The organism is Rhizobium sp. CIAT894 (genome assembly GCF_000172795.2).
Lineage (GTDB): Bacteria > Pseudomonadota > Alphaproteobacteria > Rhizobiales > Rhizobiaceae > Rhizobium.
Genome location: NZ_CP020948.1, coordinates 1 through 26219, shown reverse-complemented (window position 1 = coordinate 26219; position 26219 = coordinate 1). Strand labels below are relative to the sequence as shown.

The following is a 26219-nucleotide window of genomic DNA, read 5'->3' as shown; positions in this document are numbered from 1 at the left end:
GTGACCTCATAAACGCCGTGACCTCATCAAAGACACGCCCGAAAACCGCTCACGCTTTTCGGCATCATGCTCTAGGTCCAGAAGAATTGCGTCTATCGCTTCCGCATCACATTGACGACGAGCACGCCGAGGATTGCCATGACGCCGCCGACCGCGCCCAGTACTGTCGGCGTCTCGCCGAGCCAGACGAACCCGATCAGCGTGGCGACCGGCGGAACGCCATAGAGAAAATTCGAAGCGCGCGCAGCTGACAGCCGCTTCAGCGCGATCGCCCAGGTGAGATAGCCGATCGCCGTGGGGAAGATAACGAGATAGGCAACGCCCCAATTCACGTCGGCCGGTGCGGCCGCCAGCGCATGGATTGTCGCCGGAACGGCCGGAAACAGCGGCACGGAACCGATCAGCAGGATCCAGGCGGTGACGGCAAGCGCGGGCAGCCGCCCGAGCAGCGGCTTCTGCAGCACGCTGGCGATCGCCGAGCAGAGCGCCGCACCAAGGATCATGACGGCATTCGGATCGAGCTTGAAGCCGTCGTCGGAGGCGACCGCAATCAGCGCCACGCCACCGAAGGAAACCGCAGTTCCCACCCAGCCCCAGCGGCCGAAGCGCTCGCCGAGCGCGAAGGTGGCGATGAGGGCGGTAAAGACCGGCATGGTGTTGATGATGAAGCTCGCCGGTCCTGCCGAGACAGTCTGCTCGCCGGTGTTCAACAGCACCGCATAGGCGGCAATGAACAGCACGGCGGCGACGGAGAGGCGGAAGACATCACGCTTTTCCGGCATCGGCCGGTAGATGACGAGGTAGACCAGGGCGATGGCGCCGGCTGCCACATAACGCGCCGTCGCCAGCTCGATCGGTGTCAGCGGCCCGAGACAGATGCGGATTACCACGAAGGAAGACGCCCAGAAGAGAATGGTGACGACGATCGCCGCAAAGGCGACCAGATCGAACCTGCCCTGTTCCTTCGCCGAAACCGATGCGCTTGCCGCCATACTCATTGTCACCTCCATTTGTGCTTTGACCAAGGATTAAGCCGACGATGCGTGCTTGAAAAGCATCGCAATCGATGATCAAATGTGCCTATGGTTCACAGCTCGCCGGTTCTGCCGCCACTCGATACTCTCGAGACCTTTGCTCGCGCCGCCCGGCTCGGCTCGTTTTCCGCTGCGGCCGAGGAAAGCGGCATTACCCATGGCGCGGTGTCGCGTCAGGTCTCGCGGCTCGAGCGCTGGATGGGGGTGCGCCTGTTTGCCCGCGAAGCCAGAGGCGTGCGCCTGACGCCGGAGGGCATGCGGTTTTTCGCACGGGCGGAGGAAGCGCTTTCGCTGCTCGGCAATAGCGGCGAGCGCTGGCTGCCTCGCCGCAACAAGGCGGTGGTGCGCCTGTCGGTGACGCCCTCCGTCGCCTCGTTATGGCTGTTTCAGCGTCTGCCGAAGCTCGAAGGAAACGAGTTGCATGTCGAACTGACGCTCGAACACCGGCTGGCAGATTTCGGCGAAGGTACCGATCTTGCCATCCGCTGCGGCAAAGGGCCGTGGGCCGGCGTGCGCGCCCTGCCGCTGTGGCAGGAGAAATCCTTTCCGATCGCCGCCCCGGCGCTGGCAGACCGGCTCGGCCAGCGCTCCGACGCTCTTTCACTGCTCGACCTGCCGATCCTGCACGATTCCAATATCGAAGGCTGGCGCCGCTGGCTTGCCCGTGAAGGCGTCGACTACACGCCGCGCGGCCACGATCGCCGCTTCGAGGACTACAATCTGGTGATCGATGCCTGTGCGCAAGGGCTCGGCATTGCGCTTGCCCGCCCACCGCTCTCGGATGCCGCACTGGCCGCCGGGCGCGTCGTCGCCGTGTCTGAGCGGACGCTCGACTATCACGTGGCCTTTCACCTGATCCGGCCGGACGACGCGCTCAGAAGTCCTGCCATCGAATTTGCCAGCCGCTTCCTGCACGAGGCCGGCCATGACAAGGCGACGATCGCCGCCTTTATCGCACCCGGCCGGGCGAAAACGTAAGCAGAAAACCCTTCGTTACTCCGCCGGAAACGGCAGCCGTGCAGCCGATTGATTTAAGATAGTCGACAGCCGTGCTGGTCAGCGCCGATGCGAGGCCGCGCCGGCGGAAGGCGTCGGCGACATAGACGGACCAGATGTAGCCGGACGCCGCTCCTCGCGCCCGGTTCTGATGAAAGACAAGATCCGGGCCGCCGCATCGGGCTTGTAACTACGTCTTCGCCATTCCCTTTAAAGCTCTTCCGGCTCGAATGGGATGGAAATCGCACCGTCGGTTTTCAAGCACCTCACGAATGAAGCTGGCGTTTCACACCCGCGCGCTCACCGACGCAACGTTCGAGGCCCGGCTACCGCGACGAAGGCGAGTGCCGCAGCGATCAGGAGCAGCGCCGTGCCGAGGTTGGAGATCTGCGCAACGCCGCCGATCGCGGCCGGGCCCATGAGAATGCCGGTATAGCCAATGGTCGTGACACTTGCGATCGCAAGGCTTGCTGGCATGCGGCTCTGAGCTCCCGCAGCGGTGTAGAGGACTGGCACGATGTTGGATGCGCCGAGGCCGACAAGGAGGAAGCCGGCCAAGGCGAGGAGCCGCATCGGCGCGAAGACGGCAAGGACGAACCCCGCAGCGCTGACGAGACTACCGACCACGAGAATCCAGGTACCCCCAAAGGCCTTCACGATCCCGTCGCCAGTCAAACGGCCTACGGTCATCGCGATTGCGAAAGTCGCATATCCGAAGCCGGCGACGGCGGGATCGAGGCCATGTGCCTCGATCATGAAGAGCGCACTCCAATCTAGGATTGCGCCTTCGGCGAGGAACAAAATGAAGCACAAGAGACCGATAACGATGACGATCCCATTAGGCGCAACGAAGAGCGGCGCGCCCTCCGCTTCACGATTGCCGTAAGAGAGGAGAACCCGGCGCGACGCGAGCGCGAGGACAACCACAGCCCCGCTGACGACAAGGGTCGCATGCAGTGGTTCGAAGCCCGAATGCATGAGAAGGCTGACACCGCCCGCCCCGAGGATACCGCCAAGGCTGAAGATCCCGTAGAAGCCTGACATCATGTTGCGGCCGCTGTCCTTCTCGACCATCACCGCCTGGATATTGGTCGCAACGTCGAGAGTGCCGAGGCTCGCGCCGAAGATCGCCAGCGAGATCGCCAGCGTCACCGCGTCGTTCGAAAGTGCTAGCATTGGTAGGATGAGCGCGACGGCGAGCGAGGATGCGAAGAGTACTGCCCGACATCCGAAGCGGTTCGCCAGAAGTCCGGTGAGCGGCATCACGACGAGGGAGCCGAGCCCGAGGCAGAGAAGGACGAGGCCTAGGGTTCCGTCGTTGATGGCAGTTCGCGCCTTCGCGAACGGTACGAGCGGCGCCCAGGCCGCCATCGCGAGGCCTACCGCCAGGTACATGGCTCGGGTCCCCCACTGTTCGGGACCGCGGGAGCGGTGATAAATGTGGGTTGCGGCGGCGCGGTCGGAGGCTACAAAGGTCATTGGGAACTCGTCGAGGATCTTACGGACGTTGGTACACTTCGTCCGCGATACAGGTCGGCGGACGCGACGATTTCGACACCGTCGAGAATGAGGTGACCATCCCGCGTCGCTTCAGCAGGACTCGACATTTTCGCCGATATGCTTGGCATAGAACCGTCCGGCATAGACGCCCATGAGGGTTTCGGGTGTCTCCCACAGGTGTCGGAAGGGCGACGGTTCAAATCGGCGTGCGCCAACGCGAACGGTGTCGTTTGGATCAAAACGGACGGAGTCACTCATCAGGATGCCTTCAGGTCAGACATAAGATTTCCTGTAGGATTGTGGATCTACCGGCTTTATGCAAAGCATTTGATTCGTCGAAAAAGGTTAGATAATCTGACTTCATGTCTGATTGGTTGCCGTCAATGAATGCCCTGCGCGCCTTCGAGGCGACTGCCCGACATCTGAGTTTTGCTCGGGCGGCAGTGGAGCTGCACGTCACTCCAGCAGCCGTGAAGCAGCTGGTGCGCAAGCTGGAGGAGACACTCGGTCTGTCCCTGATCGAACGCGCCGGGCGCGGGCTGCGGCTGACGACCGCCGGAGCGGCGGGCCGAGACGAACTGACAACCGGCTTCGATCATCTGGTCGGGGCTGTCCGGCGCATGCGCGCCGAGGGAGGGCGCCGGCGGCTTGTCGTTTCGGTCGAGCCGTCCTTTGCCACCGCCTGGCTGGTGCCGCGGCTGGAGCGGTTCCGCCTTCGCGAGCCCGACGTGGATGTGCTGATCGACTCCTCGGCCCACCTGGTCGATCTGGCTCGGGGCGATGCGGATATCGCCATCCGCTTTGGAGCAAGGCCGGATGACACGGTTGTCACCCACCGGCTATTCGATGAGGAATTGTGCGCGTTCTGCAGTCCTCAGATCGCGGAAGGGCTGGACGGGCCCACCGATCTTGCGCGTTGCCGGTTCATCCATTGGGAGACCTCTGCCCTCGGCTGGGCGACCGCCACGCGGACTTGGATGGACTGGACACGATGGCTGGAGCAGATCGGAGCATCAGGCGTCAAGCCTTCCAGCGGCTTGCGATTCAGCGATTACAATCTGGCGGTCCAGGCTGCGATCGCCGGTCAGGGGGTCGTACTTGGAAGTGGACCGGTTCTTGCTGATCTTGTTTCGGTGGGGCTGCTTGTCCGTGCAGTGCCGCAAAGCCTTCGCACCGACGTCGGCTATGACGCGGTGACGACGCGCAGCGCAATCGAAAGGGGCGAGGTTGAGGCCTTTATCGGGTGGATCGCAACTGAGGCCAAGGGCATCTGACGACCGCTCACGGTTTATCCCGGCGCACTCCCACAGCGTGATCGTCTTCCAACAGGTTGAACCCAAGAAAAGGCCCCCGCGAAACCATCCTCGCCGCGCTGCTCTCTGCGCTGTGCCACCGCGCATTGCTGGGTAGGTGAGATCGGGAATCTCGGCCATGAAGTTCGTTTGATCTCGAAGCCGCCACTCGTCCGTCGATGCGGTTCGTTGTTCCGAAGACTGAACGCCGGCAGGCCTGCTTCGGGGTTTTCCGGACGCAGGGCCTGTTCGTCCGTCAGCGAACACAGCTTATCAATGCCCCTGCCCGCCCACCTGCTGATCGCCGGGGATGGGGTGGTATATCCTGGTCTGAATCCGGGAGCCGAGACTGGTTGGGGAAGGAAGCGCGCTAGCAGGCACTCGACGCCGCCCGCAGGGTTAGCCTCTTGAGGCCTTTGTTCCGGAAGCGGGTAAACGCTGACATGTCGTCCGTCGCCTTCACTCGGATAAGCGCTCCTTCGTAGGCCTCGACGATGCATGCGGCGAGATCGGCTATGTCCTCCCCCTTCGCGAGGTCGCCTTCCTGTTGGGCAATGGACAGTAGTTCTACGATGCTCCGTTCCCAGCGATCGAATGAGGTGGCCAGCGCATCAAATACGAAGGCGCTGCGTCCTGCCGCCGTTTGAGCGAGCACCCCATAGAGGCACCCTGCATAGGGTGCTTCTTTTACCAACTCCTGTTCGAGCATTTCAAAATAAGCGTCAAGACGGGCCAGCGGGCGGCGCGACGTGTCCGAGAACAGCGCCTTCCTGATCCTGCTGTACTTGGCCTCATATGCCTCGATGATCGCGACCACGAAATCGTCTTTGCTCCGGAAGAAGTAGTAGAACGATCCCTTCGGGACATCGACAGCCTTCAAGATCGGTCCGATCCCGACGCCTTCGTATCCATGCGCGAGCAACTGTCGCAAGCCTTCGGAAATGAGACGCGTACGCGTCGCGGATTGAATATCCATAACTAGACCGATCGTCTACGAGGTTGAAAATACACGATACCTGCGTGGAGCATTCACCATGAGTTTATCACAGGAACGGCGTACAGGGATATATATGGTCATCGCGTCGGCGCTCTTGTGGAGTACCGCAGGTTTGTTCGTGCGCATGGCCGACATGGATGTCTGGTCGATAGTCGCTTGGCGGTCGGCCTTCTCCTTCGTGACGCTTGGAGCTTTCCTGGTGGTCCGGGGAGGGGTGGGCAGGCGGTCGCAGTTCGGTGGCTTCGGGTTGCCGGGTGTCGCCGCCTCCGCTGTCTCCGCGTTCGCTGCTATCACCTATATAGCATCCCTTCAGTGGACGACGGTCGCCAATGTGATGACGGTCTACGCCACCTTGCCTTTCGTTGCGACAGGCATCGCCTTCTTCTGGCTCCGGGACCGTGTAAGCTATCGTTTCGTCACCGCCGGCTTTGCGGCGTTCGTCGGCACGGCCATCTCGGTCGGCGCGGCCGTGTCGGCTCGGGATGCGCTCGGTATCCTGTGTGCCTTTGCTCTGACGGCAGGGTGTGCCACCCAAATCGTTATCGCGAGGCGCTTTCCCGACATGGACACGACGATGATGACAGCCTTTGCGGCTCTTGCGTGCCTGTGCATCTCGTTGCCGCTGATGCACTTCGGGATCCCCGCCCCGCAGCAGCTTCTTGCCTGCGCGCTCTACGGGGTTTTCACGACGGGCATAGGTTATATCCTTCTGCTCCTCGGGTCTCGTCGTATCGGTTCCGGAGAGGCGGGATTGCTCTCCATGCTCGACGTCGTGCTTGGGCCGGTGTGGGTCTGGCTCTTCTATGGTGAACAGATTTCGCTGCCGGTCCTTGTTGGAGGCGCGGTCGTTCTGGCCGCCGTCTTCTGGTACCTCGCGTCGGATCGAAAGCCTGCTGTCGTCGCCGGGTAGGCGATTGGGCCGGACACCGGCCCGAAATGGGGGCCGAGTATAGGTTTCTGCACGAGTATTTATGAAATTTGACGGTTTCTCCGGAATCTTTACGATAGCTTCGCAGCGTCACATCAAACCGGGGTTTGTTGTGAAGGAGGCCTCTATCGACGGGAACAAAGCGATACGCAAACGACTGGACATTCGTCTAGCCCGCAAAACGCTCACGGTAGGCTTGCGGACTAGTGCCGAAGTGGCGCAAGAAGGCTCTCCTCATGGTTTCCTCCGATCCGAAACCACAACGCTTGAAGACCCTGGCAACAGACAGGCCTTCATCCAGCAGGCGTCGGGCGGTTTCGATCCGTATGTCTTCGATCGCACGGGCTGGCGTCACCCCTGTTACCTGCCGATAATGCCGCGAAAAGCTGCGCGAGCTCATATTGACCTGCTCGGCAAGAGCCGCCAACGGCAATGGGCCGCTTAGGTTTTCCATGATCCATACATGCAGTTGGTCGAAACGCCCGTTATTTTCCTGCAGTGAGAGGGTCGTGCTGAATTGCGACTGGCCGCCTGGCCGCTTCAGAAAAACTACCAACTGCCTTCCAACAGCGAGCGCCGCCTTCCGGCCTAGGTCGATCTCGATGAGCGCCAAGGCAAGGTCGATTCCCGCTGTCACGCCGGCCGATGTCCACATGTCGCCATCACGGATAAAAATGGGGTCGGGATCGAGGTGCACCAACGGAAAGTGTTTTCTGAATTCAGCACAACGCTGCCAATGCGTGACGACACGCCGTCCGTCGAGCAATCCTGCTGTAGCGAGCAGAAATGCACCGCTGCAGACGGAAGCGGTGCGCCGAGCCGCCTTTGAGCGGCATGCCACCCATTCTACCAGATCGCGGTTTTCACAAGCCGCATTGACGCCCCAGCCTCCCGCCACGACGAGCGTGTCCAACGGCGCATCTGGCGACGGCAGCGGGGAGGCTCCCAGGGCGAGACCCGACGACGTTCTCACCTGAGCGCATTGCGCCACCACGACAGCCTCATAGGGTCGCGCTTTGCCACCGAGCGTAGCCAGATCGTTGGCCGTTGCAAAGACCTGCAAGGGGCCGGCCACATCAAGAAGCTGGCTGTCAGGGAAGGTCAGGATTTCGATACGGCGAGGGTTATTTGGCATGAACCGAGGGATTATTGGCAAACACGCCAATCATAGTTCCACTAGATTGGGAAAGTCAATCAGGAGTTCCCCCATGCGGCTTTCTTGCGGAATCCTCGTCTTCCCCGATGTCCAACAACTCGATCTCACAGGCCCTTACGAGGTCTTCGCCTCGGCTGAAGGAACAGAGGTTCATCTGATCTGGAAGGATTTGCAGCCCGTTCTGGCCTCTACCCGGCTGTCTTTGACGCCGACCACGACCTTTGCCGAATGCCCGCCGCTCGACGTTCTCTGCATTCCGGGCGGAAGCGGTATAAACGCGCTGTTGCTCGACGAAATGGTGCTCGCTTTTGTTCGGCAGCGCGCGGCGAAGGCGCGCTACGTCACATCCGTCTGCACTGGTGCGCTGGTGCTGGGAGCGGCGGGGTTGCTCAAGGGCAAACGCGCGACGACCCACTGGAATGCGCTCGATTTCCTGCCTCGCTTTGGCGCCACGCCTGTCGAGGATCGTGTCGTTCAGGATGGCAATCTGATCACCGCAGGCGGTGTAACCTCGGGCATCGATTTCGGATTGTCCGTGATTGCTGCGCTTTTCGGACGAACAGAAGCCGAAATAATCCAGCTCGCACTGGAATATGCTCCTGCACCGCCATTTTCTTCCGGCACACCAAAGGAAGCATCACCGAAAGTGTTGGAGGATACCAAGCAGCGTCTTGTTGCATCGCGCGTCGCGCGCGAGAGGATATTGTCTCGATCGCCGGGAGATATTTGAATGCGAAATTATCGACTTACTGCGCTAAAAATATGACGAGGCGACGATCGCCGCCTTTACCGCGCCCGGCCGGGCGAAAACGTAAGCGGAAGACGCCGCGTCGACGCTTCGGCCATCGCCCTTCGTTACTGCGCCGGAAACTGCAGGCGCATTTCCTTGGCCAGCTCGAAACCAGCGGCCCGGTAGGCCGGCTCGCCGGCATCCGAAGCGTGGATGACGGCGGTCGTGCAGCCGATCGATTTCAGATAGTCGACGGCCTTGCGGGTCAGAGCCGATGCGAGGCCGCGCCGGCGGAAGGCCTCGACATAGACGGACCAGATGTACCGTGCAGCCGCTGCTCTTCCCGGATGACCTCCGGAAACGGCGATTTCACCGCCCGCAAGGAACGAGGTCAGACGCCGCTCCAGGATATCGTCCTCGCCGGGTATTGCTCATTCAAATATTCATCATTTCGTGACCGGCCGGGGCATGTTGCGGCGTGAAAAACCCTTCGGATGGGTGGCGCCCCTGCCGCGTCGCGGCGGGGGGCGCCAACGGCACATCAATTGTCTGCCGTCAGTGTCATCGATGCGCTGCCGGCGGCAACGTTGAGGCCGAGCTGGCCGGTCAGGCTGACCGTCTGCAAATGGATCGAGCCCGAGGTCCCGCCGACGAGGAGATTGGCGCCGACGCCGGCACCCAGTGTCGCTTCGGCGGTGGCGCCGACATACAGGCCGGCGAGCGACCCGCGATGATAACCCGCCGTCGGCGCGAACACGGCCCAGATCAGTCGGCTGCGCGTGGTGAAGCCGAGGTCGATGCCGAGCTTTCTCACTTCGCCGATATAGCGATCCGACAGCTCATTGCCGACCGTCGACTGGAAGATGCAATCGGCTTCCTTGGATGAACCGAGCACATAACCCGTGCCGCCGCCGATATCGCAGGTGAGATAACCGATCTTCACGCCGTTGCGCAGGTCCGGCTCTTCATAGGTCCTGGTGACCGGGTCGGCGGCATTGACCGCCCCCGCGCCGATAAGGCTCAACGATACCGCGGCAAACGCCGTCGCAAAAGTCTTTTTCATAAGTGTCTCCTTCTCAAATCGTGACGGGAGCAAATACCCGGCTACTCGCCACCAGATTCGGCTACAGATAACGGATGGAACCGCAAAACAATCCCGAACCGGCATCCTTTTCGCATCGCCTGTCGAAGCGCATGGGAGGGCACAAGCGACAAACATGCCTACGGTTCAGCCCCATTGGGACATTTCGAAGGCACTAATTCACGTCATCCGGTTATTTCACGATCTTGTCAGGAATGGTTGCCAGAAAGGCACGGTCGCGATTGCCGTCGTCTTTCCGGACAAACGCCGGCGCCTTGCTGCATATGCGATGATGACCGTGCAGGTTGCCATGCTGTCCCTATAGCTGTATTATTTGGCAATAATTCCCCTCGCAAAACTGTAACGGAGGGGGAAACGGCATGACTGCTTTGCATTGCCACAGAATTTACGGGCGTTTTCCGGAATTCTCCTTCTGTTCGAACAGAAATAAAGTCTGAACTCGAGAAATATAATCAGGCGATATTTTCGCAGGGGCCGAGCAATCGTACGCCTACCGATCTCTATTGGAGATGGCGGGCCATTATCGGGAGGAAAAAATGCGCTTACGCACGACAAACATCACACTGGCGGCATGCCTTGCCGTCTCCGCTTGCCAGTCCGGGCCGACACCCCAGAGCGTCTCGGATCACAATTCCGAATTCGGCTGCATTGCGGGAACCGTCGGCGGCGCGATTGTCGGCGGCCTGATCGGCAGCACGATCGGGGCTGGAACCGGGCAAGTGCTTGCTGTCGCCGCCGGCATCGGCGGCGGCGGTTTCGTGGGCAATCGCCTGGCTTGTCGATAAGTGGAGGGATATCGAGCGATGAAAATCTTGGCTTTAGCGACGACACTCATCCTGTGCCAATGTTTTGGGGCAGCGGCGCAAGAACAGCAGCCCGGATCGATGTATCAGGGCCAGATGGACCGGCTCGACGGCAATGGCAGCAAGACGGTCGATCGCTCCGAATACGAAACCTTCATGGGCACGGCCTTCGGGAGTCTCGACAAGAACAAGGACGGCAGCCTCCAGTCCGACGAGACGGTTCAGATCCTGACCGTCGAGCAATTCACGTTGACCGACGCCGACCACAACGGCCGCATCAGCCGCAGTGAATTCATGCAGCGCGTGATGGCGGATTTCGCGACCGCCGACCACGACCGCAACGGAAATCTTCAGTGATGGAGAAAACCCGGCGATATCTTGAACCGTCCCCGAAAATTGACGTCCAACTTTCGGAGACCGGTCCGATGTCGCCGGATTTAAACTTGATCTCTGCGCACTATACTCTTCGCATCAGGCGCATGACGATCGATACCACGAAGAGCACCAGGAAAATAAAGAACAGAACCTGGGCGATGGAAGCTGAAGCCCCTGCTATACCGCCAAATCCGAGGACGCCGGCAATCAAGGCCACAACGAGAAACACCAGAGCGTAATAAAGCATCGCAATCTCCTTTTACGTTGCTGCGGAGATAACGGAAGCCGCCCGATTTGGTTCCCTGCCGATCTCACGGCCGGCACATGCGACGTCGCATCGGCTCAGCCGAAATAAAAGGCGCCGCTATAGGTTCGGTCGCCTTCATTCGGCTCGGGAGGCTCGGCAGCATCGAGATAGGCCTTGAGCGGCCCGGTCAATACGAACCAGACGCTTGCTCCCAGCATGAAACAGGCTCCCACCGGATCGTCGATGCGCGCGATGAAGGGAAGACAGGCAGAGGAAAACAGGACGATGATCCGCACCGACCACTCCGCCTCACGTTTGGCGATGGCGCGCGCTCTCAGCGACTTATATTCCCGGGCGCCATAATTGCCCGTTGCCTTCATCGCTGAAAGCAGTTTTCGCGCCGATGGCAGCGCCAGCATGATCAGCGCCGCAACACTCAGCGCAAAAGGTCTGCCGGCCATGACCTGCCCGCTTGCGATCAGGAGAACGGAGAGAACAACGAGATTCCATGTCGGCTCCAGCAGCTCCGGCGGCTGCCGCGTGCGGATGTGCCAGCCCCGCAACAAGCCCGCCGCGCCGTGCAGCAGCGGCTGATCGATATAGCGATTGATCCAGTCCATGCCGATATGCGCGTCCCCGATTGCATGAAGAGGGCTCCGAACACCACGGAATTTGGTCATCATCGTGGCGACGAGCGCCGAATCCGTGCTTTGGACCGTCGAAGCCGCCTGACGGCTTCGACATGCCGTCCAAAAATATCGGTCAGCTCCGCAGACCCGGCGCTTCCTGGCCGGTGCGCGCCACATATTCGGTATAACCGCCGCCATATTGGTGAACGCCTTCGGGCGTCAGTTCCAGCACGCGATTGGAAAGTGCCGCCAGGAAATGCCGATCGTGCGAGACGAACAGCATGGTGCCCTCATATTGCGAGAGCGCCTTGATCAGCATTTCCTTGGTGTCGAGGTCGAGATGGTTCGTCGGCTCGTCGAGGACCAGCAGGTTCGGCGGGTCGAAGAGCATCATCGCCATGACCAGCCGGGCCTTCTCGCCGCCCGAAAGCACACGGCACCGCTTCTCCACATCGTCGCCGGAAAAGCCGAAACATCCGGCGAGCGCCCGCAAGGGGCCCTGCCCTGCCTGGGGAAACCGATCTTCCAGCGATTGGAAGACGGTGTGCTCACCGTCGAGAATATCCATGGCGTGCTGGGCGAAATAACCCATCTTGACACTGGCACCAAGCGCGACACTGCCTTCGTCAGGCTCGGCGGTGCCGGTCACCAGCTTCAGCAGCGTCGATTTGCCGGCGCCGTTGATGCCCATGATGCACCAGCGCTCCCGCCGCCGCACCATGAAATCGAGCCCTTCATAGATGCTTCGGCTGCCGTATTTCTTGTGCACATTCTTCAGGCTGACCACATCCTCACCGGAGCGCGGGGCCGGCTGGAATTCGAAGGCGACCGACTGCCGGCGCTTGGGCGGCTCCACCCGATCGATCTTCTCCAGTTTCTTCACCCGGCTCTGCACCTGCGAGGCATGCGAGGCGCGCGCCTTGAACCGCTCGATGAACTTGATTTCCTTGGCGAGCATCGCCTGCTGGCGTTCGAACTGGGCCTGCTGCTGCTTTTCGTTCTGCGCCCGCTGCTGCTCGTAAAATTCATAGTCGCCGGAATAGGCCGTCAGCGTGCCGGCGTCGATCTCGATGATCTTGGTAACGATGCGATTCATGAACTCGCGGTCGTGCGAGGTCATCAGCAGCGCACCTTCATACCCCTTCAGGAATTCCTCCAGCCAGATCAGGCTTTCGAGATCCAGATGGTTGCTCGGTTCGTCGAGCAACATGACATCGGGCCGCGCCAGCAGAATGCGGGCAAGCGCCACACGCATCTTCCAGCCGCCCGACAGCGCACCGACATCGCCGTCCATCATCTCCTGGCTGAAGCTTAAGCCCGCAAGCACTTCGCGGGCACGGCCTTCGAGCGCATAGCCGTCCAGCTCCTCGTAGCGCGCCTGCACCTCGCCGTAGCGCTCGATGATCTCCTCCATGTCGTCGGCCCTTTCGGGGTCGGCCATGGCGGCTTCGAGCTCGCGCAACTCGCCGGCAACGATGCTGACCGGACCGGCGCCATTCATCACCTCGGCAACGGCGCTGTGCCCCGCCATCTCGCCGACATCCTGGTTGAAGTAGCCGATAGTGACGCCCTTCTCGCAGGAGACCTGGCCTTCATCGGGCAGCTCTTCCCCGTTGATCATCCGGAAGATCGTCGTCTTGCCGGCGCCGTTCGGGCCGACGAGACCGATCTTCTCGCCTCTGTTCAGAGCCGCCGATGCCTCGATGAAGAGGATCCGGTGGCTGAGCTGCTTGCTGATATTCTCGATACGAATCATGATGTGCGCTGGGCCCAGGGGAAAGTTTTTTCGGCGCCCTTATGGCACGCATGGAAATGCCGGGATAGGCCCGTTTCGAACCCTCTCGATCCGTCGAGCCGGATTGGCTAAGATTAAAGCCTTCGCCGAAGGGAATTCGTGCCAATGAGCGTTCGTCCGCCGCAGTCCTTCAGACAATCCCAGCAGGATAGAAACGGCTTCAACGTCCTCGAATACGAGCTGATGTCGGAACGGGCCGATGCACTCGGGCGTCACGGGCTGAAGGTGGAGGCGGCGCTCGCCGGCCTGAAGGCCTGGACTCCCGAGCGCCAGAGCGCCGAGGAACGCGAGAAGCTTCTGAATGAAGCGTCCGACGCCGTCTGGGCATTCTTCATCCAGCGCGAGATGTGCGGGCTGCGCAACAATCGCGACGCCGTTCAGCGCTACGGCATCCCGAACGAAGTGATCGCACGATTGGGCGCGGTGCGGAAATAGCCTGTCGCCGGTACCCGGCCCTTCCACCTATTGGCTGGAAATCCCCGCCGCGGAAAGGTATGGCTTGGTACCGAACCAGTGCGAAAGGGAATTGCGATGCCAACCTTGATCCGGATCGGTAATCAGGACCTCACCGTCGACATCTCTCCTCTCGGCGCCGAGATGCAGGCGCTCACCTCAAGCGACGGACGCTCCTGGTTGTGGACGGGCGATGCAGCCTTCTGGACCGGGCGGTCGCCGATCCTGTTTCCGATCGTCGGCAAGGCTCCGGATGACAAGATCGCGATCGACGGCACGGTCTACCCGATGGCCCAGCATGGTTTTGCCCGCCGAAGCGAGTTTACGCTTGCAGCATCCACAGCAACGATGTGCCGGCACGAGTTGGTCGCCTCGGAAGCCTCAAGAGCGGTCTATCCATTCGATTTTCAGCTGGCCTTGGAGCATGCGGTTGAAGGCCGCGCTTTGACGGTGACGGCCGAGGTGACCAATCGCGATCAAAAGGCGATGCCGTTCGGGCTCGGTTTTCATCCGGCCTTCGCCTGGCCGCTGCCCGGTGCTGGCGGGCAGGCCCACACGATTACGCTCGAGAATGCGGGCGAGCCAGGGCTCGTGCGGCTGGAGGGTGGTCTCATCAATCCTGCGGCGCTGCCCTCGCCGTTCAAGGCCGGTCGGCTGGTGCTGGATCACGCAATGTTCGAGCAGGACGCGATGATCTTCCCGCAAGGCGCAGGCGAAGGGCTGCGTTACGGCGCCGAAGGCGGGCCGAGCTTGCGCTTTGGCTTCAAGAACCTGCCCAATCTCGCTTTGTGGACCAAACCGGGCGCCCCCTTCATCTGCATCGAGCCTTGGCATGGAACGGCTGCGGAAGCTGGGAGTTCGAGCGAACTGTCGAAACGTCCCTCCACGACGATTCTGGCGCCGAGTGCCGTGGCAAGCTTCGCCATTACGGTCGAGATTCCGCAATAGGCTTGTGCAAAAAAGCTCTCCTTTGCGCGAAGAAGGGCTTTCTCTGGAAAAGGGAGGCGTCAGTGGGCGCCGGCGCCCCCGCCTGCGCGTGGCTTCTGGGCAAAGAGCAGGGCGATCGCAGCAATGGCAAGCACGGTCCCGATAACGGCGAAGGTATCGCTGAAGCCCATGATCAGAGCCTGGCGTTTGACGATCTGCCCAAGCGCCACGACCGCTTTCTGCGTTGCAACCGCATGGTCGGAGACCCCGTGCGACATGAAGTAGCCGGTCACCTGGTCGAGACGGTTGCGGACTTCGTCGCGGCCGAGCGTCACCGACTGGCCGATGACGTTGGAGTGGAACTGCTCGCGTTTGGTCAGCACCGTGCCGAGCGTTGCCGTGCCGACCGCGCCGCCGAGATTGCGCAGCATATTGGTCAGGCCCGAGGCGGCGGCGGCATCGGCGGGCGCGATGCCTGCTGTGGTGATGGCGGTGATCGGCGTCAGCACCAGCGCCTGGCCGATGGCGCGGACGATGTTGGGGATCCAGAACTGATCGCCGGCGGTATCGGCCGAAAGCATGATGTTCATGAAGCAGCTGATGGCGAAGATCGAGATGCCCAGGAAACCGATGTAGCGAGCATCGAAGCGCCTCATCATCATCGGCACGAGCGGGATGAGCAGCAGCTGCGGCAGGCCGGTCCAGGCCAGCACATTGCCGATCTGCTCGGCATTGTAGCGCTGCACCTGGCCGAGATATTGCGGCAGGATATAGACGCTGCCGAAGAGAGCGACGCCGACCAGCACGTTGACCGCAACACCGATGCCGAAATTGCGCTGCGTCAGCAGGCTGAGCTTGACCAGCGGTTTCTTCACCGTCAGCTCGATCCAGATGAAGGCGGCGAGGAAGACGAAGGCGACGATACTCAGCTTGACGATGAAGGGCGAGGAGAACCAGTCCTCCTTGTTGCCTTCTTCAAGCACCGTCTGCAGCGCCGAAAGACCGATCGCCATGGTGAAGATACCGGCCCAGTCGCCTTGCCTCAGCAGACCGAGCTGCATCGGCTGCTTGTCGAGCGTCAAGGCAAGCGCCGCTACCATGATCGCACTCGGGACGGCGTTGATGAAGAAGATCGTCTGCCAGCCATAATTCTCGGTGAGATAACCGCCAATGGTCGGACCGATCGCCGGTGCGAAAGTCACCGAAAGCGCGAAGATAGCGAGGCCGAGCGGCTGCTGCGATTTGGGCAGCTTGGTCAGAACCATGGTGAAGGCCATCGGGATCAGCACCCCGCCGGCAAAGCCCTGCAGGCCGCGCAGCACGATCATCGTGCCGAGATCGTGAGCGAAGGCACAGGCGATCGAGAACAGCGGAAAAAGGATGGAGTTGACCAGGATATAGCGGCGAAACGAGAAGACGTTGCTGAAATAAGCCGTCAGCGGAATGACGATGATCTCGCCGATGAGGTAGGAGGTCGAAATCCAAGCGCCGTTGTCGACGCCCGTTCCAATGCCGCCCTCGATCTCAAGGAGCGAGGCATTGGTGATCTGGATGTTGAGGATCGCCATGAAGGCGCCGATCATGCCGGCGAGAACGGCGATCCATTCCCTGGTGCTCGCCTTGGTGCCGGCGCGCGGCTGCGATGTGGCTGAGGCTGTTGCTGCAATGGTGGACATGACACGATCTCCTGGCCCGGCGCCTATTTGCGGTCGGCATCGGCCTTGGTGTCGATGCTCGGCTGGACGGACATGCCGGGGCGCAGGTCGCCGCTCACGGCGGCGTCGCCATCGAGCACGATCTTGACCGGGATGCGCTGGACGACCTTGGTGAAGTTGCCGGTGGCGTTGTCAGGCGGCAGCAGAGCAAATTCCTGGCCGCTTGCCGGAGCGAGGCTGTCGACACGGCCGTGATAGATACGGCCCGGGAAGGTATCAACCTCGATCTCCACCAGTTGGCCGGCGCGGACGTTGGTGAGCTGCGTTTCCTTATAATTGGCAATCACATAGACCGCGCTCGTCGGCACGACCGACATCAGCTGAGTGCCGGCCTGGACGTACTGCCCGACACGCAGCGTCCGGTTGCCGATGGTGCCATCGACGGGTGCGGCGATCGTCGCATAGGAGAGGTTCAGCTCAGCCTGATGCTGAACGGCCTGGCTGCGGGCAAGCGCCGCCTTCGCCTGGGCAAGCTCGGCGTTCAGGAGATCGACCTGCTTGACGGCGGCGTCGAGCGAAGCGCTGTCGCGTACAATCGTGGCTTGGGCGGCCGCGATCTGCGAGGCCGCCTGCTGTGCCGTCTGGACCGGGGCATAGCCGCTGGTGGCGAGGTTCGAATAGCGCTTGTTGTTCTGCTCGGCGAAAGTCTCGTTCGCGCGGTCGACGTCGACCGTCGCGCGGGCAGCGGCGATCGTCGATTGCTGGATATCGAGCGAAGCCTGCTTGGCGTTGAGCGTCGCTTCCGCCGCGGCGACATCGGCCCTGGCCTGGTCGAGAGCAGCCTTGAAGTCGCGGTCGTCGATGCGAGCAAGCGGCTGACCAGCCTTGACCACCTGGTTATCGCTGACGAGCACTTCGGCGAGATAGCCCGAAACCTTCGGTGCGACGGTCGTGTTGTCAGCCTTCACATAGGCATCGTCGGTCGAGATGTGGAAGCGGCCGACCGTCCAGTAGTCGTGGCCGAAATAGGCGCCTGCAGCGATCACGATGATCGCCGTTGCGCCCAGCAGCAATCCGCGGCCGCGGCGCTTGCGAACGAGGGTCTCCGATACGACGGCAGCCTCAGTGAGGCGCGGCGTGTTGCCGGCGTCAAGGGTTGCCGGTGCGGCTTCCGCCGTGGTTTCCGAGGCAGGCGCGTTGTTGTTCAGAGCCTGCAGCGTTCTGATGGACATTGTCTCTCTCCTGGGAGTGGTCGCTGTCGCTATCGGCCGCGGCCTTTGAATTCGGTGGAATGCACTTTAGGAAACTTGATATTTTCCAAAATATGTATTAGAAAATGGATGTCAACCAGAATTTGGAAAATAATCATGGTCCAAAATCACGAAATCGAGAAAAGGCCGCGGGGCCGGCCGCAGGTCCGTTGCGATGACGATACGAGAAGCGTGATTATCGAGGCGGCCAACCGGCAATTTCACGAGAACGGCTATGCGGCGGCAAGCATCGCCGCCATCGCTCAGGAGGCGGGTGTCTCGACCAAGACGCTCTACCGCCTGTTTCCGACGAAGGCGGACCTCTTTTCCGAGATGGTCACGGAGCGGACCGGGCGCTTTCTGATGGCGCTTGACCCCGGCACGCTCGCCGCGGCGGATCTCAGACAGGGGCTGGAACGTATGCTGACGGCCTATGGCATGCTGACGCTGTCACTGGATACGATCACCGTCACCCGGCTCGTCATCAGCGAGTCCGACCGCTTTCCGGAGATCGCCAACAGCTTTTATGAAAAGGCGATCGTCAGAACCAACACGCTGATGGAAGATTGGCTGCGCCGGCAGATCGACCATGGGCTGATTGCGCTCGACGATCCGCATGCGGCCTGCGGCATGCTGCGCGGCATGATGATCATGGAGCCCCAGCGCGCCGCGATGCTGCGCCAGGAGCCGCCGCCGAAGATCGACGCAATCGCGGCGCGGGCGAAGATGTGCGCCGATCTGTTTTTGAAGGGTTGCGCACTCTGAAGGGCTGCCTGAGCTCCAGAGAGCGACTACGCCTGGGAACGCCCTCAGTTCGGCGGGGCGCCCAGCGCGTGCAGGATGCCGCGCAGTTCGGCAAGGCCGCGCATGCGGCCGATGGCGGGGTAACCGGGCGTGACTGTTTTGTCGAGATCGTCGAGCATGCGATGGCCGTGGTCCGAGCGGAAGACGATCGTGTCGTCAGGGCCGCGGCGGCGGTCTTCCGCCACCAGTTCCCGGAGAACCGCGACCATGTCGACGTCGCCTTCCAGATGCGCGCTTTCATGGAACGTCCGGCCGTCCCCCTCGCGTGTCGTGGCGCGCAGATGGGCGAAGTGGATGCGCGAGGCGAAGCGCCGGGCGATCGCCGGCAGGTCGTTCTCGGCACGCACGCCGAGGCTGCCGGTGCAATAACACATGCCGTTCGCCGCCGACGGCACCGCATCGAACAGAGCGGCATAATCCTCGGCCGACGAGGCGATGCGCGGCAGGCCAAACAGCGACCGCGGCGGATCATCGGGATGCAGCGTCAGCTTGACGCCGCGCGCTTCGGCAGCCGGCGTCACCGCTTCCAGGAATTCGATCAGATGGCGGCGCAGCCTTGCGGCATCGATACCGCTATAGGCGACCAGCTTTTCCCGGAAGGCCGGAATGGTCAGAGGTTCGGTGGTCGAGCCGGGCAGAGCCGAGGTGATGATCCGAGTGATGTCGGCGATCTCGTCGTCCGACATGGCTTCGAAGACGATACGCGCCCGTTCGCGGTCTTCCGCGGAATAGTGCTGTGCCGCATCCGGCCGCTCCAGAATGAAGAGGTCGAAGGCTGCGAAACGCTCGTGATCGAAGCGCATGGCGGTCGCACCCGTCGGCGTCACGAAATCGAGTTCGGTGCGGGTCCAGTCCACGACAGGCATGAAATTATAGCAGACGATCGGGATGCCGCAGGCGGCGACCGCTTCGAGGCTGGCAATCCACGCCTCGATTTCGGCCCTCGCCTCCCCGCCCTTGCGCTTGACGGCATCGGGGATCGGGATGCTCTCGACCACCGACCAGACGAGCGGCGAACGATCGCCGGGCGTCGTCTCGATCAGCGACTGGCGGTCGCGCACTTCTTTCTCCGTCCAGGCCCTGCCGATCGGCACCTGGTGCAGCGAAGAGACGATATTGGTCGCGCCCGTCTGACGGACATCATCCAGCGTTACCGGCGCTTCCGGCCCGAACCATCTCCAACCTTGCCGCATTCTTCTTCCTTCTCTCGCTTTTCGTTTCGTATTCGGTCCTGCCGTCAGCAGAAATAATCGGGATAACGCAAGCGCAGCTCGTCGACATCGGGAATGACGGCGCTCAAATGATGGGTCATCGCGTTGCGCGCAGCCGTCGCATCATGGGCGGCGAGCGCATCGCGGATGATCATGTGTTCGTGCACCACATTGTCCATCCGCGCCAGCACCGGCAGCGTCAGCCGCCTCGCCCGGTCGATCTGCACCTTGACCGTTTTCAGAATCGTCCAGATTCCGGGATATCCCGATATTTGTGCGATCGCCTCGTGAAAGGCCTCGTCTTCGTCATGGAAACTTGAAGTATTGCCGGCCGCAACATGCGACTGCTGGCGGGCGATGATGGTATCGAGACGGGCGATGTCCGCAGCGGTGGCGATCAGAGCCGCAGTCTCGACGGTCGTGCCTTCGAGCGCCTTGCGCACCACGACCGCCTCGGGAATCGCAGAAACCGGCACGCGCGACACGACGGTACCCGATTGCGGGTAAATATCGACCAGCCCGCCTTCGGAAAGCCGGAGCAGCGCCTCGCGCACCGGCGTGCGGCTGACACCGAAATCGTCGGCGATGCGCTTTTCCTGCAGCAACATGCCGGGCGGCATTCGCAGCGACACGATATTGGCATGCAGGCGTTCATAGATGGCGCCGGCCGTGGTGACGCGACGCAGCCTGCCGGTCTGCTGCGACGCCGGCCCGACCAAAACTTCGCTTTCTGATGCGTGTCGCATGAGATACCAGGGTGAGGAAATTTCTGGCATACTAGTATACCAGTTATGTCGCTTTGCCAATACGGGCGGCCGAGAGTGACGGAAAGCCCTCCGGTGGCCGCAAGCGCCGCAGATCGAAAACAAGAGCCCGACAATCGCGCGTCAGAATTCCCGCATGCCGATCGTCCGGCCAAGCCACGTGGGAAATGCGTTCAACTTTTATCGTCATCTCCTCAAGCAACTGTTGCCGGAATACCACGACGAATAAAGCCATAGATTGCATCCAATCCCCGGTCGCTTGACAGTCGTGATCACGATCCTTAGCCAGACGGCATCGGCATGGTCAGGATCGGCACGTGAAATATCTGAAACAACTGAAGATAGCAGTGCTCTATCCCGACAATGGGGCGGGAAGCGCGCTCGATCGAAACAACCGCATCGCGGTCTTCCTCTTTGCAATCCTGCCCGGACTTTCGCCGAACTTTAACTCATTCATCCTTCTGGCGTCGATGGTGTGGGGCATCTACTGTCTGGCGACGGGCCGGCTGGCCTTGAACCTGTCGAGATCCGACCGGCTGGTTGCCATTGGCATGTCGGTCTACCCGCTGGTGATGATCGCAAGCATATTCATCAATCCGCCCTACTCCGAAGAACTGAACTGGATATTCCGGCTGCTGCCTTTCTTTTCGGTCTGGCTGATATTGCCCCGAATGCGCCAGTCTCCCGATGGCCGCCTGATGCCGCTGTTTATCCTCAGCGCCGGTATCGGCATGATCGTCACCTTTCTCTTCAGTCTGCTGCAGATCATGTTTCTGATGGAGAGGGCAGAGGCCGGGACTTCGAACGCCGCACTGCTGGGCGTGATAGGCGTTCTTTTCGGCGGTATTTCGCTTCTGAACGTTCAATCCCCCAAGAGTGTCGAGCAAAGAATCGCCATACTGGGATATGCCGCCGGTCTGGGCTGCGTCCTGCTTTCCGGAACGCGCTCGGCCTGGCTGGTCATCCCCGTCCATATCGTCATCTTTCTCTGGTATTTTCGCAAACACAGCTTCCATCTGAGTTTACGCAGCCTCGCCATCACCGGCTCTTTGCTGTTTGCGGGACTGATTGCCCTCGGCAGCGGCCAGATCCTCCATCGCATCGAGGCGCTGCAGGACAATATGGCATCGCTCGAACGCAGTGACGGCGAAGTCACGTCGCTGAGTGCACGGTTCGCTCTGTACAAGGGTGCGGTGTCAGCAATCAGCAAGGATCCGTTGACCGGTTATGGCCCGCAAAACCGGATGGCTTCGGTGCTGGCAGAGCTGCCCGAGAGCATAAGGCCGCAACTGACCTATTCGCATGTCCATAATGGTTTTCTCACCGCGGGGATCGACGCCGGCATTTTCGGCATTGCAGCGCTTTCGCTGATGCTCGCGACACCTGTGATCGGCGCGTGGCGAAAGGAAGCCGGGCCGGGCCGGGACTTGGCCATCGCGATCGCTCTTCTGCTCGTCAGCAGTTACGTCATAACCGGCAGCTTTGGCATCATGTTCAATCAGAAGGCCTTGGATCCGATCTTTGCCTATCTGGTCGCCCTGATTTGCGCGGATCGCGGCAGCACAGGTTTTGCGCCCGTCGTTCGCGACTGACGCTAGGGAGGAGTATGATGCTCGATTCTCAGGCAGCCGTAGTGGCTTCAGTGCCGGTGAACGCCAGGTCTGAAACCTCGCCCGTTGACGAATAGCCCGAAACAAGCTCCGCCAAGGTCGCGCGTGCGGCGATCATATCGTTGCGATCCAATGCCGCATTGAGGCCGTTGAGCTTTTTCAAAAGCTCCGGCCAGAACAGGAAATCCTCACGCGCTTTCATGATCCGCGGATGTTCGGTCGTTTCCGGATTGTCCCCGATCAGCAGCTCTTCATAGAGCTTCTCGCCGGGCCTGAGACCGGTAACGGAAAGCGCGATATCCCCTTCGGGATTGTTCTCGTCGCGGACCGTCAACCCGGAAAGCTCCACCATCTTGCGGGCAAGATCTGCAATGCGAACGGGCTCTCCCATATCGAGCAGGAACACATCGCCGCCGTCGGCCATCGCGCCGGCCTGGATGACGAGCTGCGAGGCTTCCGAAATCGTCATGAAATAGCGGGTTATTTTGGGATGTGTCAGCGTAACGGGGCCGCCATCCTTGATCTGCTGCCTGAAAAGCGGCACGACGGATCCGGAGGAGCCGAGGACGTTTCCGAAGCGGACCATGGAAAAATTCGTTCGCATTCTGTCGGTCGTCAGTTCTGCTGCGAGCGCCTGCAGAACCATCTCCGCCAGCCTCTTGCTGGCGCCCATCACATTGGTCGGCCGCACGGCCTTATCCGTGCTGATCAGCACGAAATTCGAGACGCCGCATTTATGCGCCGCGCGCGCGGTGACCAGTGTGCCCATGACGTTGTTCTTGATGCCTTCCACGGCATTGTGTTCGACAAGCGGTACATGCTTGTAGGCGGCAGCATGGTAAAGCGTCTGAGGTCGCCAGCTCTGCATGATATGCTCCATGCGATCCTGATCGCGGACGGAACAGAGGATCGGTACGATCTGCAGATTTTCATGTTCGTACAGTTCGGCCAGCTTCAGCAATTCGGCATGGATGTTATAAAGCGCAAACTCGTTCTGATCGAGAAGGATCAGACTGGAAGGCTTGTTGCGCAGAATCTGGCGGCATAACTCGCCGCCGATCGAGCCGCCGGCGCCCGTGACCATCACCACCTTGTTGCGCATTGCCTTGTCGAGCAGCTCCTGGCGTGGCGCGACCGCTTCTCTCCCCAGCAGATCTTCGATCTCCAGCTCACGAATGTCGGAGACGGCGACCCGTCCCTGAGCGAGCGCCGTGAGGTCCGGCAATGTGCGCACATTCACCCTGGCCTTGCGGATATGCTCCAGGATTTCGTTGCGCCGCTGCCGCGATGCCGATGGGAGAGCAAGAAGCACATTGTGCACGCCAAGCGCTTCGGCAAGCACCGGAAGATCCGAGGGGTCGTAGATCGGCAAGCCGCCCATGACGCCGCCCTTGAGGCGCGGATCATCATCCAGATAGCCGACAACATTGAGTTCGGCACTGTTCGTCAAGGCGGCGGCCAGTTGCCGGCCGGCCTTGCCTGCCCCATAGATCAGCACCTTCGCGAGCATATTCTTGTGAAGGATCCGCTGGTAGGCATCGCCCAGCCAATAGCGGATACCCAATCTCGACAGACCGATCCCGATCAGCAACAGGAAGGGCTGGAGAATACCGACGGTTCTCGGAACACCCGGGACGCTGAGCGCCGTAAATATCGTCATGAAGGCGAAGCCGTAGATCGCAATCGCCTTCAGAACAGTAATGAAAGCAGCCAGATTGGCATAACGGAAGATCGCCCGATACATGCCCATGACGATGAAGATCGGCAGGGCCATGCACAGAGAGACGAAGACTGGCAGCCACTGCACGCCGGTCAGCACCGTCCATTCGTTCAGCCGGAAGCAATAGGCCAGCCAGATCGTCAGAACACAAAAGCTGGAATCCACCAGCAAAGCCAGCGCGCGTTTGGCAACCCGCGGCATCGCCAGCAAGGGGGCGACGAGCGCTTGCATCGGCACTAAGAACCATCTTGAGCGCGGTGTCTCAGAAGGAGAATGTTCGGACATTGCTTACCAGCGTCTCGCAGATCAACAGACAACCACCTTCTTGTCGCTTTCTGCAATGAGCGCAACTGAAATAATCGGAAATCAAGGCCCTCCGTCCCGCTTATCTATCAGAAGTAGGTAGGTTAATGCCTGATTCCCTTACGGCGTATGACCTTGTCTGCGGTCAGAAACAGGATGCGCATGTCGAAGCCGAATGAACGCCGCGCGAGATATTCGACGTCGAATTTCACCTTCTCCGGAATCGGCAACTCGTCGCGGCCGTTGATCTGCGCCCACCCGGTCAATCCCGGCAGGAGCTTGTCGACGCCATGGGCCGTCCGCAGCTCTATCAGGTCGTCCTGATTGTAGAGCGCTGGCCGGGGGCCGACGAAACTCATTTTTCCCTCAAGGATGCACCACAGTTGCGGCAGTTCGTCGAGGCTGGATTTGCGCAGGAACGAGCCGATGGGGGTTAAAAACCGATCCGGATTTTCGAGCAAATGCGTAGCAACCGTCGGTGTGTCGACGCGCATGCTGCGGAATTTCGGCATCAGGAAGATCTGATTGAAACGGCCGACGCGTTTCGACCAATAGAGGATCGGTCCGGGCGAGGTAAGGCGAACGCAAAGAGCGACGATAAGGATCGGAACGAGCAGGACCACCGACGCCATCAAAGCCAGGAAAAAATCCACCGCCCGTTTCAAACCCATGCTTCCGCAGCTCCCCCTGCCCCACGGCGGTTCCCGCCAATTAAGCTATCGCCCTGCCGTATCGTCAAAAACCATTTCGCGTCAACTGCAGGACATCGTGTCGAGGGCCGACAACCGTCGGCGCAACATTTGTGCCCATGATCGTAGTCTTCACGTCCGTCACCGCCGATCGCGCCGACATGCACTCATGACATTTTGCCTTCTGCTGCCTTCCCCTCGACGATGGCAGCCAGGATTTCCTTGACCATGATGTCCTTGCCCACGTTGCGGGAGAGAACCGTGACATCGGCTTCCTCATAGATCGGATAACGCGCGTTCATCAGGTTCTCGAGGGTTTGCTTCGGATTCTCTGTCTTGAGCAGCGGCCTTTCGTCATGTTTGTTGACGCGATCCCACAACACGTCGAGATCGGCCTTCAGCCAGACGGAAAGGCTGTCGCGCTTGACGTGCTGGCGCGTGCTCTCGTTGATGAAGGCGCCGCCCCCCGTCGAGATCACGCGTGGTCCACCCTCGAGGAGACGCCTGAGGACACGCGTTTCCAGCGCCCGGAACTCCAGCTCACCATAGGCGGCAAAGAGTTCGGTGATCGTCATGCGGGAAACGCGCTCGATCTCGACATCGGTATCGACAAAGGGAATGCCGAGCTGCTGTGCAAGAGGCCAGCCAATCGAGGACTTCCCGACCCCCATCAGTCCGACAAGCACAAGATTGCGCTGACCCAGCGCAACGCGGGCCTGGTCTTTGAGACTTTCGGCAGAAGTCAGGACTTTTTCACTCATCGGCCCATTCACAATGTCTTTAAAAACTATCATCAAATGACGCCGATAGCGTCAAGGCGACGACGGCGAATACGTAAGAAAAGCAATCGAATCTGGGCGCTCTTACCTCCAGATTTCAAACGTAAAAAAGTAATATGCTGCTTAGATTTAGCCTCCGCAAAAGGTCCAATTTTTCACTAGCGATTTCAATGCCGAGCCTTTTGCCTATCCAATTTCACGGTCGATTCTGTACGTCGCTCGGAAGAGGAACGACCCCAACCTCGGCCCTGCGAGCCTGAGGAGCCCGGCCATACGCCATCGAGGAATGTTGCACTCCCGCTATTTCAGTGACGGCTCCGGTTGCCTTTCCTCCGTCGCTTCGCAGATCCGCGCAGCCCTTTAACTCCGTGATCTTAAAGCGAGAAGCCCCCAATCAGAAGTTATATCCGCCTTTATTTCCGTCACATTTCGTTAACCATAACAGTTACCCGCAGGCCCGACGCGAACCT

Annotated in this window: 26 protein-coding genes and 3 pseudogenes; 11 read left to right on the top strand and 18 right to left on the bottom strand. The window is 60.7% G+C overall.

Going from position 1 to position 26219, the window contains the following annotated elements:
• Nucleotides 1-92 precede the first annotated feature (92 nt).
• On the bottom strand, nucleotides 93-1010 hold the full coding sequence (locus RHEC894_RS21800) for a DMT family transporter (protein ID WP_206427933.1): 918 nt from the start codon (nucleotides 1008-1010) through the stop codon (nucleotides 93-95).
• 72 nt (nucleotides 1011-1082) lie between these two features.
• Between RHEC894_RS21800 and RHEC894_RS21795 the strand changes: the two genes are divergently transcribed.
• Nucleotides 1083-2012: a LysR family transcriptional regulator gene (locus RHEC894_RS21795; protein WP_085739107.1), complete on the top strand. Its 930-nt coding sequence runs from the start codon at nucleotides 1083-1085 to the stop codon at nucleotides 2010-2012.
• Nucleotides 2013-2040: 28 nt separating this feature from the next.
• Here RHEC894_RS21795 and RHEC894_RS21790 read toward each other — a convergent pair.
• Together RHEC894_RS21790 and RHEC894_RS21785 are read right to left on the bottom strand one after the other, a co-directional pair.
• Nucleotides 2041-2219 (bottom strand): annotated as a pseudogene (locus RHEC894_RS21790) (GNAT family N-acetyltransferase); the annotation flags it as partial.
• Between the two features lie 111 nt (nucleotides 2220-2330).
• The gene (locus tag RHEC894_RS21785; RefSeq protein WP_085739106.1) at nucleotides 2331-3509 is read right to left on the bottom strand and encodes an MFS transporter; all 1179 of its coding nucleotides are present in this window, start codon (nucleotides 3507-3509) and stop codon (nucleotides 2331-2333) included.
• A gap of 404 nt (nucleotides 3510-3913) precedes the next feature.
• Between RHEC894_RS21785 and RHEC894_RS21780 the strand changes: the two genes are divergently transcribed.
• Both RHEC894_RS21780 and RHEC894_RS33445 read left to right on the top strand, forming a co-directional pair.
• Nucleotides 3914-4804, top strand: coding sequence for a LysR substrate-binding domain-containing protein (locus RHEC894_RS21780; RefSeq protein ID WP_164517705.1), 891 nt, complete (start codon nucleotides 3914-3916; stop codon nucleotides 4802-4804).
• 111 nt (nucleotides 4805-4915) lie between these two features.
• Nucleotides 4916-5103: pseudogene (locus RHEC894_RS33445) on the top strand (IS110 family transposase); the annotation flags it as partial.
• Between the two features lie 89 nt (nucleotides 5104-5192).
• Here the strand turns inward: RHEC894_RS33445 and RHEC894_RS21775 are convergent.
• On the bottom strand, nucleotides 5193-5798 hold the full coding sequence (locus tag RHEC894_RS21775; RefSeq protein ID WP_085739104.1) for a TetR/AcrR family transcriptional regulator: 606 nt from the start codon (nucleotides 5796-5798) through the stop codon (nucleotides 5193-5195).
• A 94-nt stretch (nucleotides 5799-5892) separates the two neighbouring features.
• Here RHEC894_RS21775 and RHEC894_RS21770 point away from each other — a divergent pair, with 94 nt between their 5' ends.
• Nucleotides 5893-6729: a DMT family transporter gene (locus RHEC894_RS21770; protein ID WP_245339529.1), complete on the top strand. Its 837-nt coding sequence runs from the start codon at nucleotides 5893-5895 to the stop codon at nucleotides 6727-6729.
• A gap of 187 nt (nucleotides 6730-6916) precedes the next feature.
• Here the strand turns inward: RHEC894_RS21770 and RHEC894_RS21765 are convergent, their stop codons facing one another.
• Nucleotides 6917-7882 carry a GlxA family transcriptional regulator gene (locus tag RHEC894_RS21765; RefSeq protein ID WP_085739102.1) on the bottom strand — a complete coding sequence of 322 codons (966 nt, stop codon included), beginning with the start codon at nucleotides 7880-7882 and terminating at the stop codon, nucleotides 6917-6919.
• A gap of 73 nt (nucleotides 7883-7955) precedes the next feature.
• On the opposite strand from RHEC894_RS21765, the gene RHEC894_RS21760 reads away from it, so the two are divergent.
• Nucleotides 7956-8633 carry a DJ-1/PfpI family protein gene (locus RHEC894_RS21760; RefSeq protein ID WP_085739101.1) on the top strand — a complete coding sequence of 226 codons (678 nt, stop codon included), beginning with the start codon at nucleotides 7956-7958 and terminating at the stop codon, nucleotides 8631-8633.
• 125 nt (nucleotides 8634-8758) lie between these two features.
• Here the strand turns inward: RHEC894_RS21760 and RHEC894_RS21755 are convergent.
• Both RHEC894_RS21755 and RHEC894_RS21750 read right to left on the bottom strand, forming a co-directional pair.
• Nucleotides 8759-9003, bottom strand: a pseudogene (locus RHEC894_RS21755) (GNAT family N-acetyltransferase); the annotation flags it as partial.
• Nucleotides 9004-9174: 171 nt separating this feature from the next.
• Nucleotides 9175-9696, bottom strand: coding sequence for a DUF992 domain-containing protein (locus RHEC894_RS21750; protein ID WP_085739100.1), 522 nt, complete (start codon nucleotides 9694-9696; stop codon nucleotides 9175-9177).
• Between the two features lie 575 nt (nucleotides 9697-10271).
• Here RHEC894_RS21750 and RHEC894_RS21740 point away from each other — a divergent pair.
• Both RHEC894_RS21740 and RHEC894_RS21735 read left to right on the top strand, forming a co-directional pair.
• Nucleotides 10272-10520, top strand: coding sequence for a hypothetical protein (locus RHEC894_RS21740; RefSeq protein WP_085739098.1), 249 nt, complete (start codon nucleotides 10272-10274; stop codon nucleotides 10518-10520).
• An 18-nt stretch (nucleotides 10521-10538) separates the two neighbouring features.
• Nucleotides 10539-10895, top strand: coding sequence for a hypothetical protein (locus RHEC894_RS21735; protein WP_085739097.1), 357 nt, complete (start codon nucleotides 10539-10541; stop codon nucleotides 10893-10895).
• A 100-nt stretch (nucleotides 10896-10995) separates the two neighbouring features.
• On the opposite strand, the gene RHEC894_RS21730 is transcribed toward RHEC894_RS21735, so the two are convergent.
• From RHEC894_RS21730 to RHEC894_RS21720, 3 genes are all read right to left on the bottom strand, one after another.
• Nucleotides 10996-11160, bottom strand: a complete 165-nt coding sequence (locus tag RHEC894_RS21730) for a DUF1328 domain-containing protein (protein WP_085739096.1) — start codon at nucleotides 11158-11160, stop codon at nucleotides 10996-10998.
• 95 nt (nucleotides 11161-11255) lie between these two features.
• Nucleotides 11256-11843 (bottom strand): hypothetical protein, encoded by a 588-nt coding sequence (locus RHEC894_RS21725; RefSeq protein ID WP_085739262.1) that lies wholly within the window; start codon nucleotides 11841-11843, stop codon nucleotides 11256-11258.
• A 79-nt stretch (nucleotides 11844-11922) separates the two neighbouring features.
• Nucleotides 11923-13545 carry an ABC-F family ATP-binding cassette domain-containing protein gene (locus RHEC894_RS21720; RefSeq protein ID WP_085739095.1) on the bottom strand — a complete coding sequence of 541 codons (1623 nt, stop codon included), beginning with the start codon at nucleotides 13543-13545 and terminating at the stop codon, nucleotides 11923-11925.
• A 144-nt stretch (nucleotides 13546-13689) separates the two neighbouring features.
• Here RHEC894_RS21720 and RHEC894_RS21715 point away from each other — a divergent pair, with 144 nt between their 5' ends.
• The gene (locus RHEC894_RS21715) at nucleotides 13690-14019 is read left to right on the top strand and encodes a DUF6665 family protein (protein WP_085739094.1); all 330 of its coding nucleotides are present in this window, start codon (nucleotides 13690-13692) and stop codon (nucleotides 14017-14019) included.
• Nucleotides 14020-14115: 96 nt separating this feature from the next.
• Nucleotides 14116-14985, top strand: coding sequence for an aldose 1-epimerase family protein (locus RHEC894_RS21710; protein ID WP_085739093.1), 870 nt, complete (start codon nucleotides 14116-14118; stop codon nucleotides 14983-14985).
• 59 nt (nucleotides 14986-15044) lie between these two features.
• Here RHEC894_RS21710 and RHEC894_RS21705 read toward each other — a convergent pair whose 3' ends face one another.
• Together RHEC894_RS21705 and RHEC894_RS21700 are read right to left on the bottom strand one after the other, a co-directional pair.
• Nucleotides 15045-16640 (bottom strand): DHA2 family efflux MFS transporter permease subunit, encoded by a 1596-nt coding sequence (locus RHEC894_RS21705; protein WP_085739092.1) that lies wholly within the window; start codon nucleotides 16638-16640, stop codon nucleotides 15045-15047.
• Nucleotides 16641-16663: 23 nt separating this feature from the next.
• A complete protein-coding gene (locus tag RHEC894_RS21700) occupies nucleotides 16664-17851 on the bottom strand; it encodes an HlyD family secretion protein (protein ID WP_085739091.1) in 1188 nt (395 codons plus the stop codon).
• A gap of 135 nt (nucleotides 17852-17986) precedes the next feature.
• Between RHEC894_RS21700 and RHEC894_RS21695 the strand changes: the two genes are divergently transcribed.
• Nucleotides 17987-18634 carry a TetR/AcrR family transcriptional regulator gene (locus RHEC894_RS21695; protein WP_085739090.1) on the top strand — a complete coding sequence of 216 codons (648 nt, stop codon included), beginning with the start codon at nucleotides 17987-17989 and terminating at the stop codon, nucleotides 18632-18634.
• 44 nt (nucleotides 18635-18678) lie between these two features.
• Here the strand turns inward: RHEC894_RS21695 and uxuA are convergent, their stop codons facing one another.
• The 3 genes from uxuA to RHEC894_RS32590 are packed head-to-tail and all read right to left on the bottom strand — an operon-like array spanning nucleotide 18679 to nucleotide 20883.
• Complete coding sequence (gene uxuA, locus RHEC894_RS21690; protein ID WP_085739089.1) at nucleotides 18679-19866, bottom strand: mannonate dehydratase; 1188 nt, start codon at nucleotides 19864-19866, stop codon at nucleotides 18679-18681.
• Between the two features lie 44 nt (nucleotides 19867-19910).
• A complete protein-coding gene (locus RHEC894_RS21685; RefSeq protein ID WP_085739261.1) occupies nucleotides 19911-20630 on the bottom strand; it encodes a GntR family transcriptional regulator in 720 nt (239 codons plus the stop codon).
• A gap of 43 nt (nucleotides 20631-20673) precedes the next feature.
• Nucleotides 20674-20883, bottom strand: a complete 210-nt coding sequence (locus RHEC894_RS32590; RefSeq protein ID WP_125460988.1) for a hypothetical protein — start codon at nucleotides 20881-20883, stop codon at nucleotides 20674-20676.
• Between the two features lie 82 nt (nucleotides 20884-20965).
• Between RHEC894_RS32590 and RHEC894_RS21680 the strand changes: the two genes are divergently transcribed.
• Nucleotides 20966-22240 (top strand): O-antigen ligase family protein, encoded by a 1275-nt coding sequence (locus tag RHEC894_RS21680; RefSeq protein ID WP_085739088.1) that lies wholly within the window; start codon nucleotides 20966-20968, stop codon nucleotides 22238-22240.
• Between the two features lie 28 nt (nucleotides 22241-22268).
• Here the strand turns inward: RHEC894_RS21680 and RHEC894_RS21675 are convergent, their stop codons facing one another.
• From RHEC894_RS21675 to RHEC894_RS21665, 3 genes are all read right to left on the bottom strand, one after another.
• Nucleotides 22269-24263: a nucleoside-diphosphate sugar epimerase/dehydratase gene (locus RHEC894_RS21675; protein ID WP_085739087.1), complete on the bottom strand. Its 1995-nt coding sequence runs from the start codon at nucleotides 24261-24263 to the stop codon at nucleotides 22269-22271.
• Nucleotides 24264-24385: 122 nt separating this feature from the next.
• The gene (locus RHEC894_RS21670; RefSeq protein ID WP_085739086.1) at nucleotides 24386-24952 is read right to left on the bottom strand and encodes a sugar transferase; all 567 of its coding nucleotides are present in this window, start codon (nucleotides 24950-24952) and stop codon (nucleotides 24386-24388) included.
• 185 nt (nucleotides 24953-25137) lie between these two features.
• Nucleotides 25138-25731 carry a shikimate kinase gene (locus tag RHEC894_RS21665; protein WP_010062192.1) on the bottom strand — a complete coding sequence of 198 codons (594 nt, stop codon included), beginning with the start codon at nucleotides 25729-25731 and terminating at the stop codon, nucleotides 25138-25140.
• Between the last annotated feature and the right edge of the window lie 488 nt (nucleotides 25732-26219).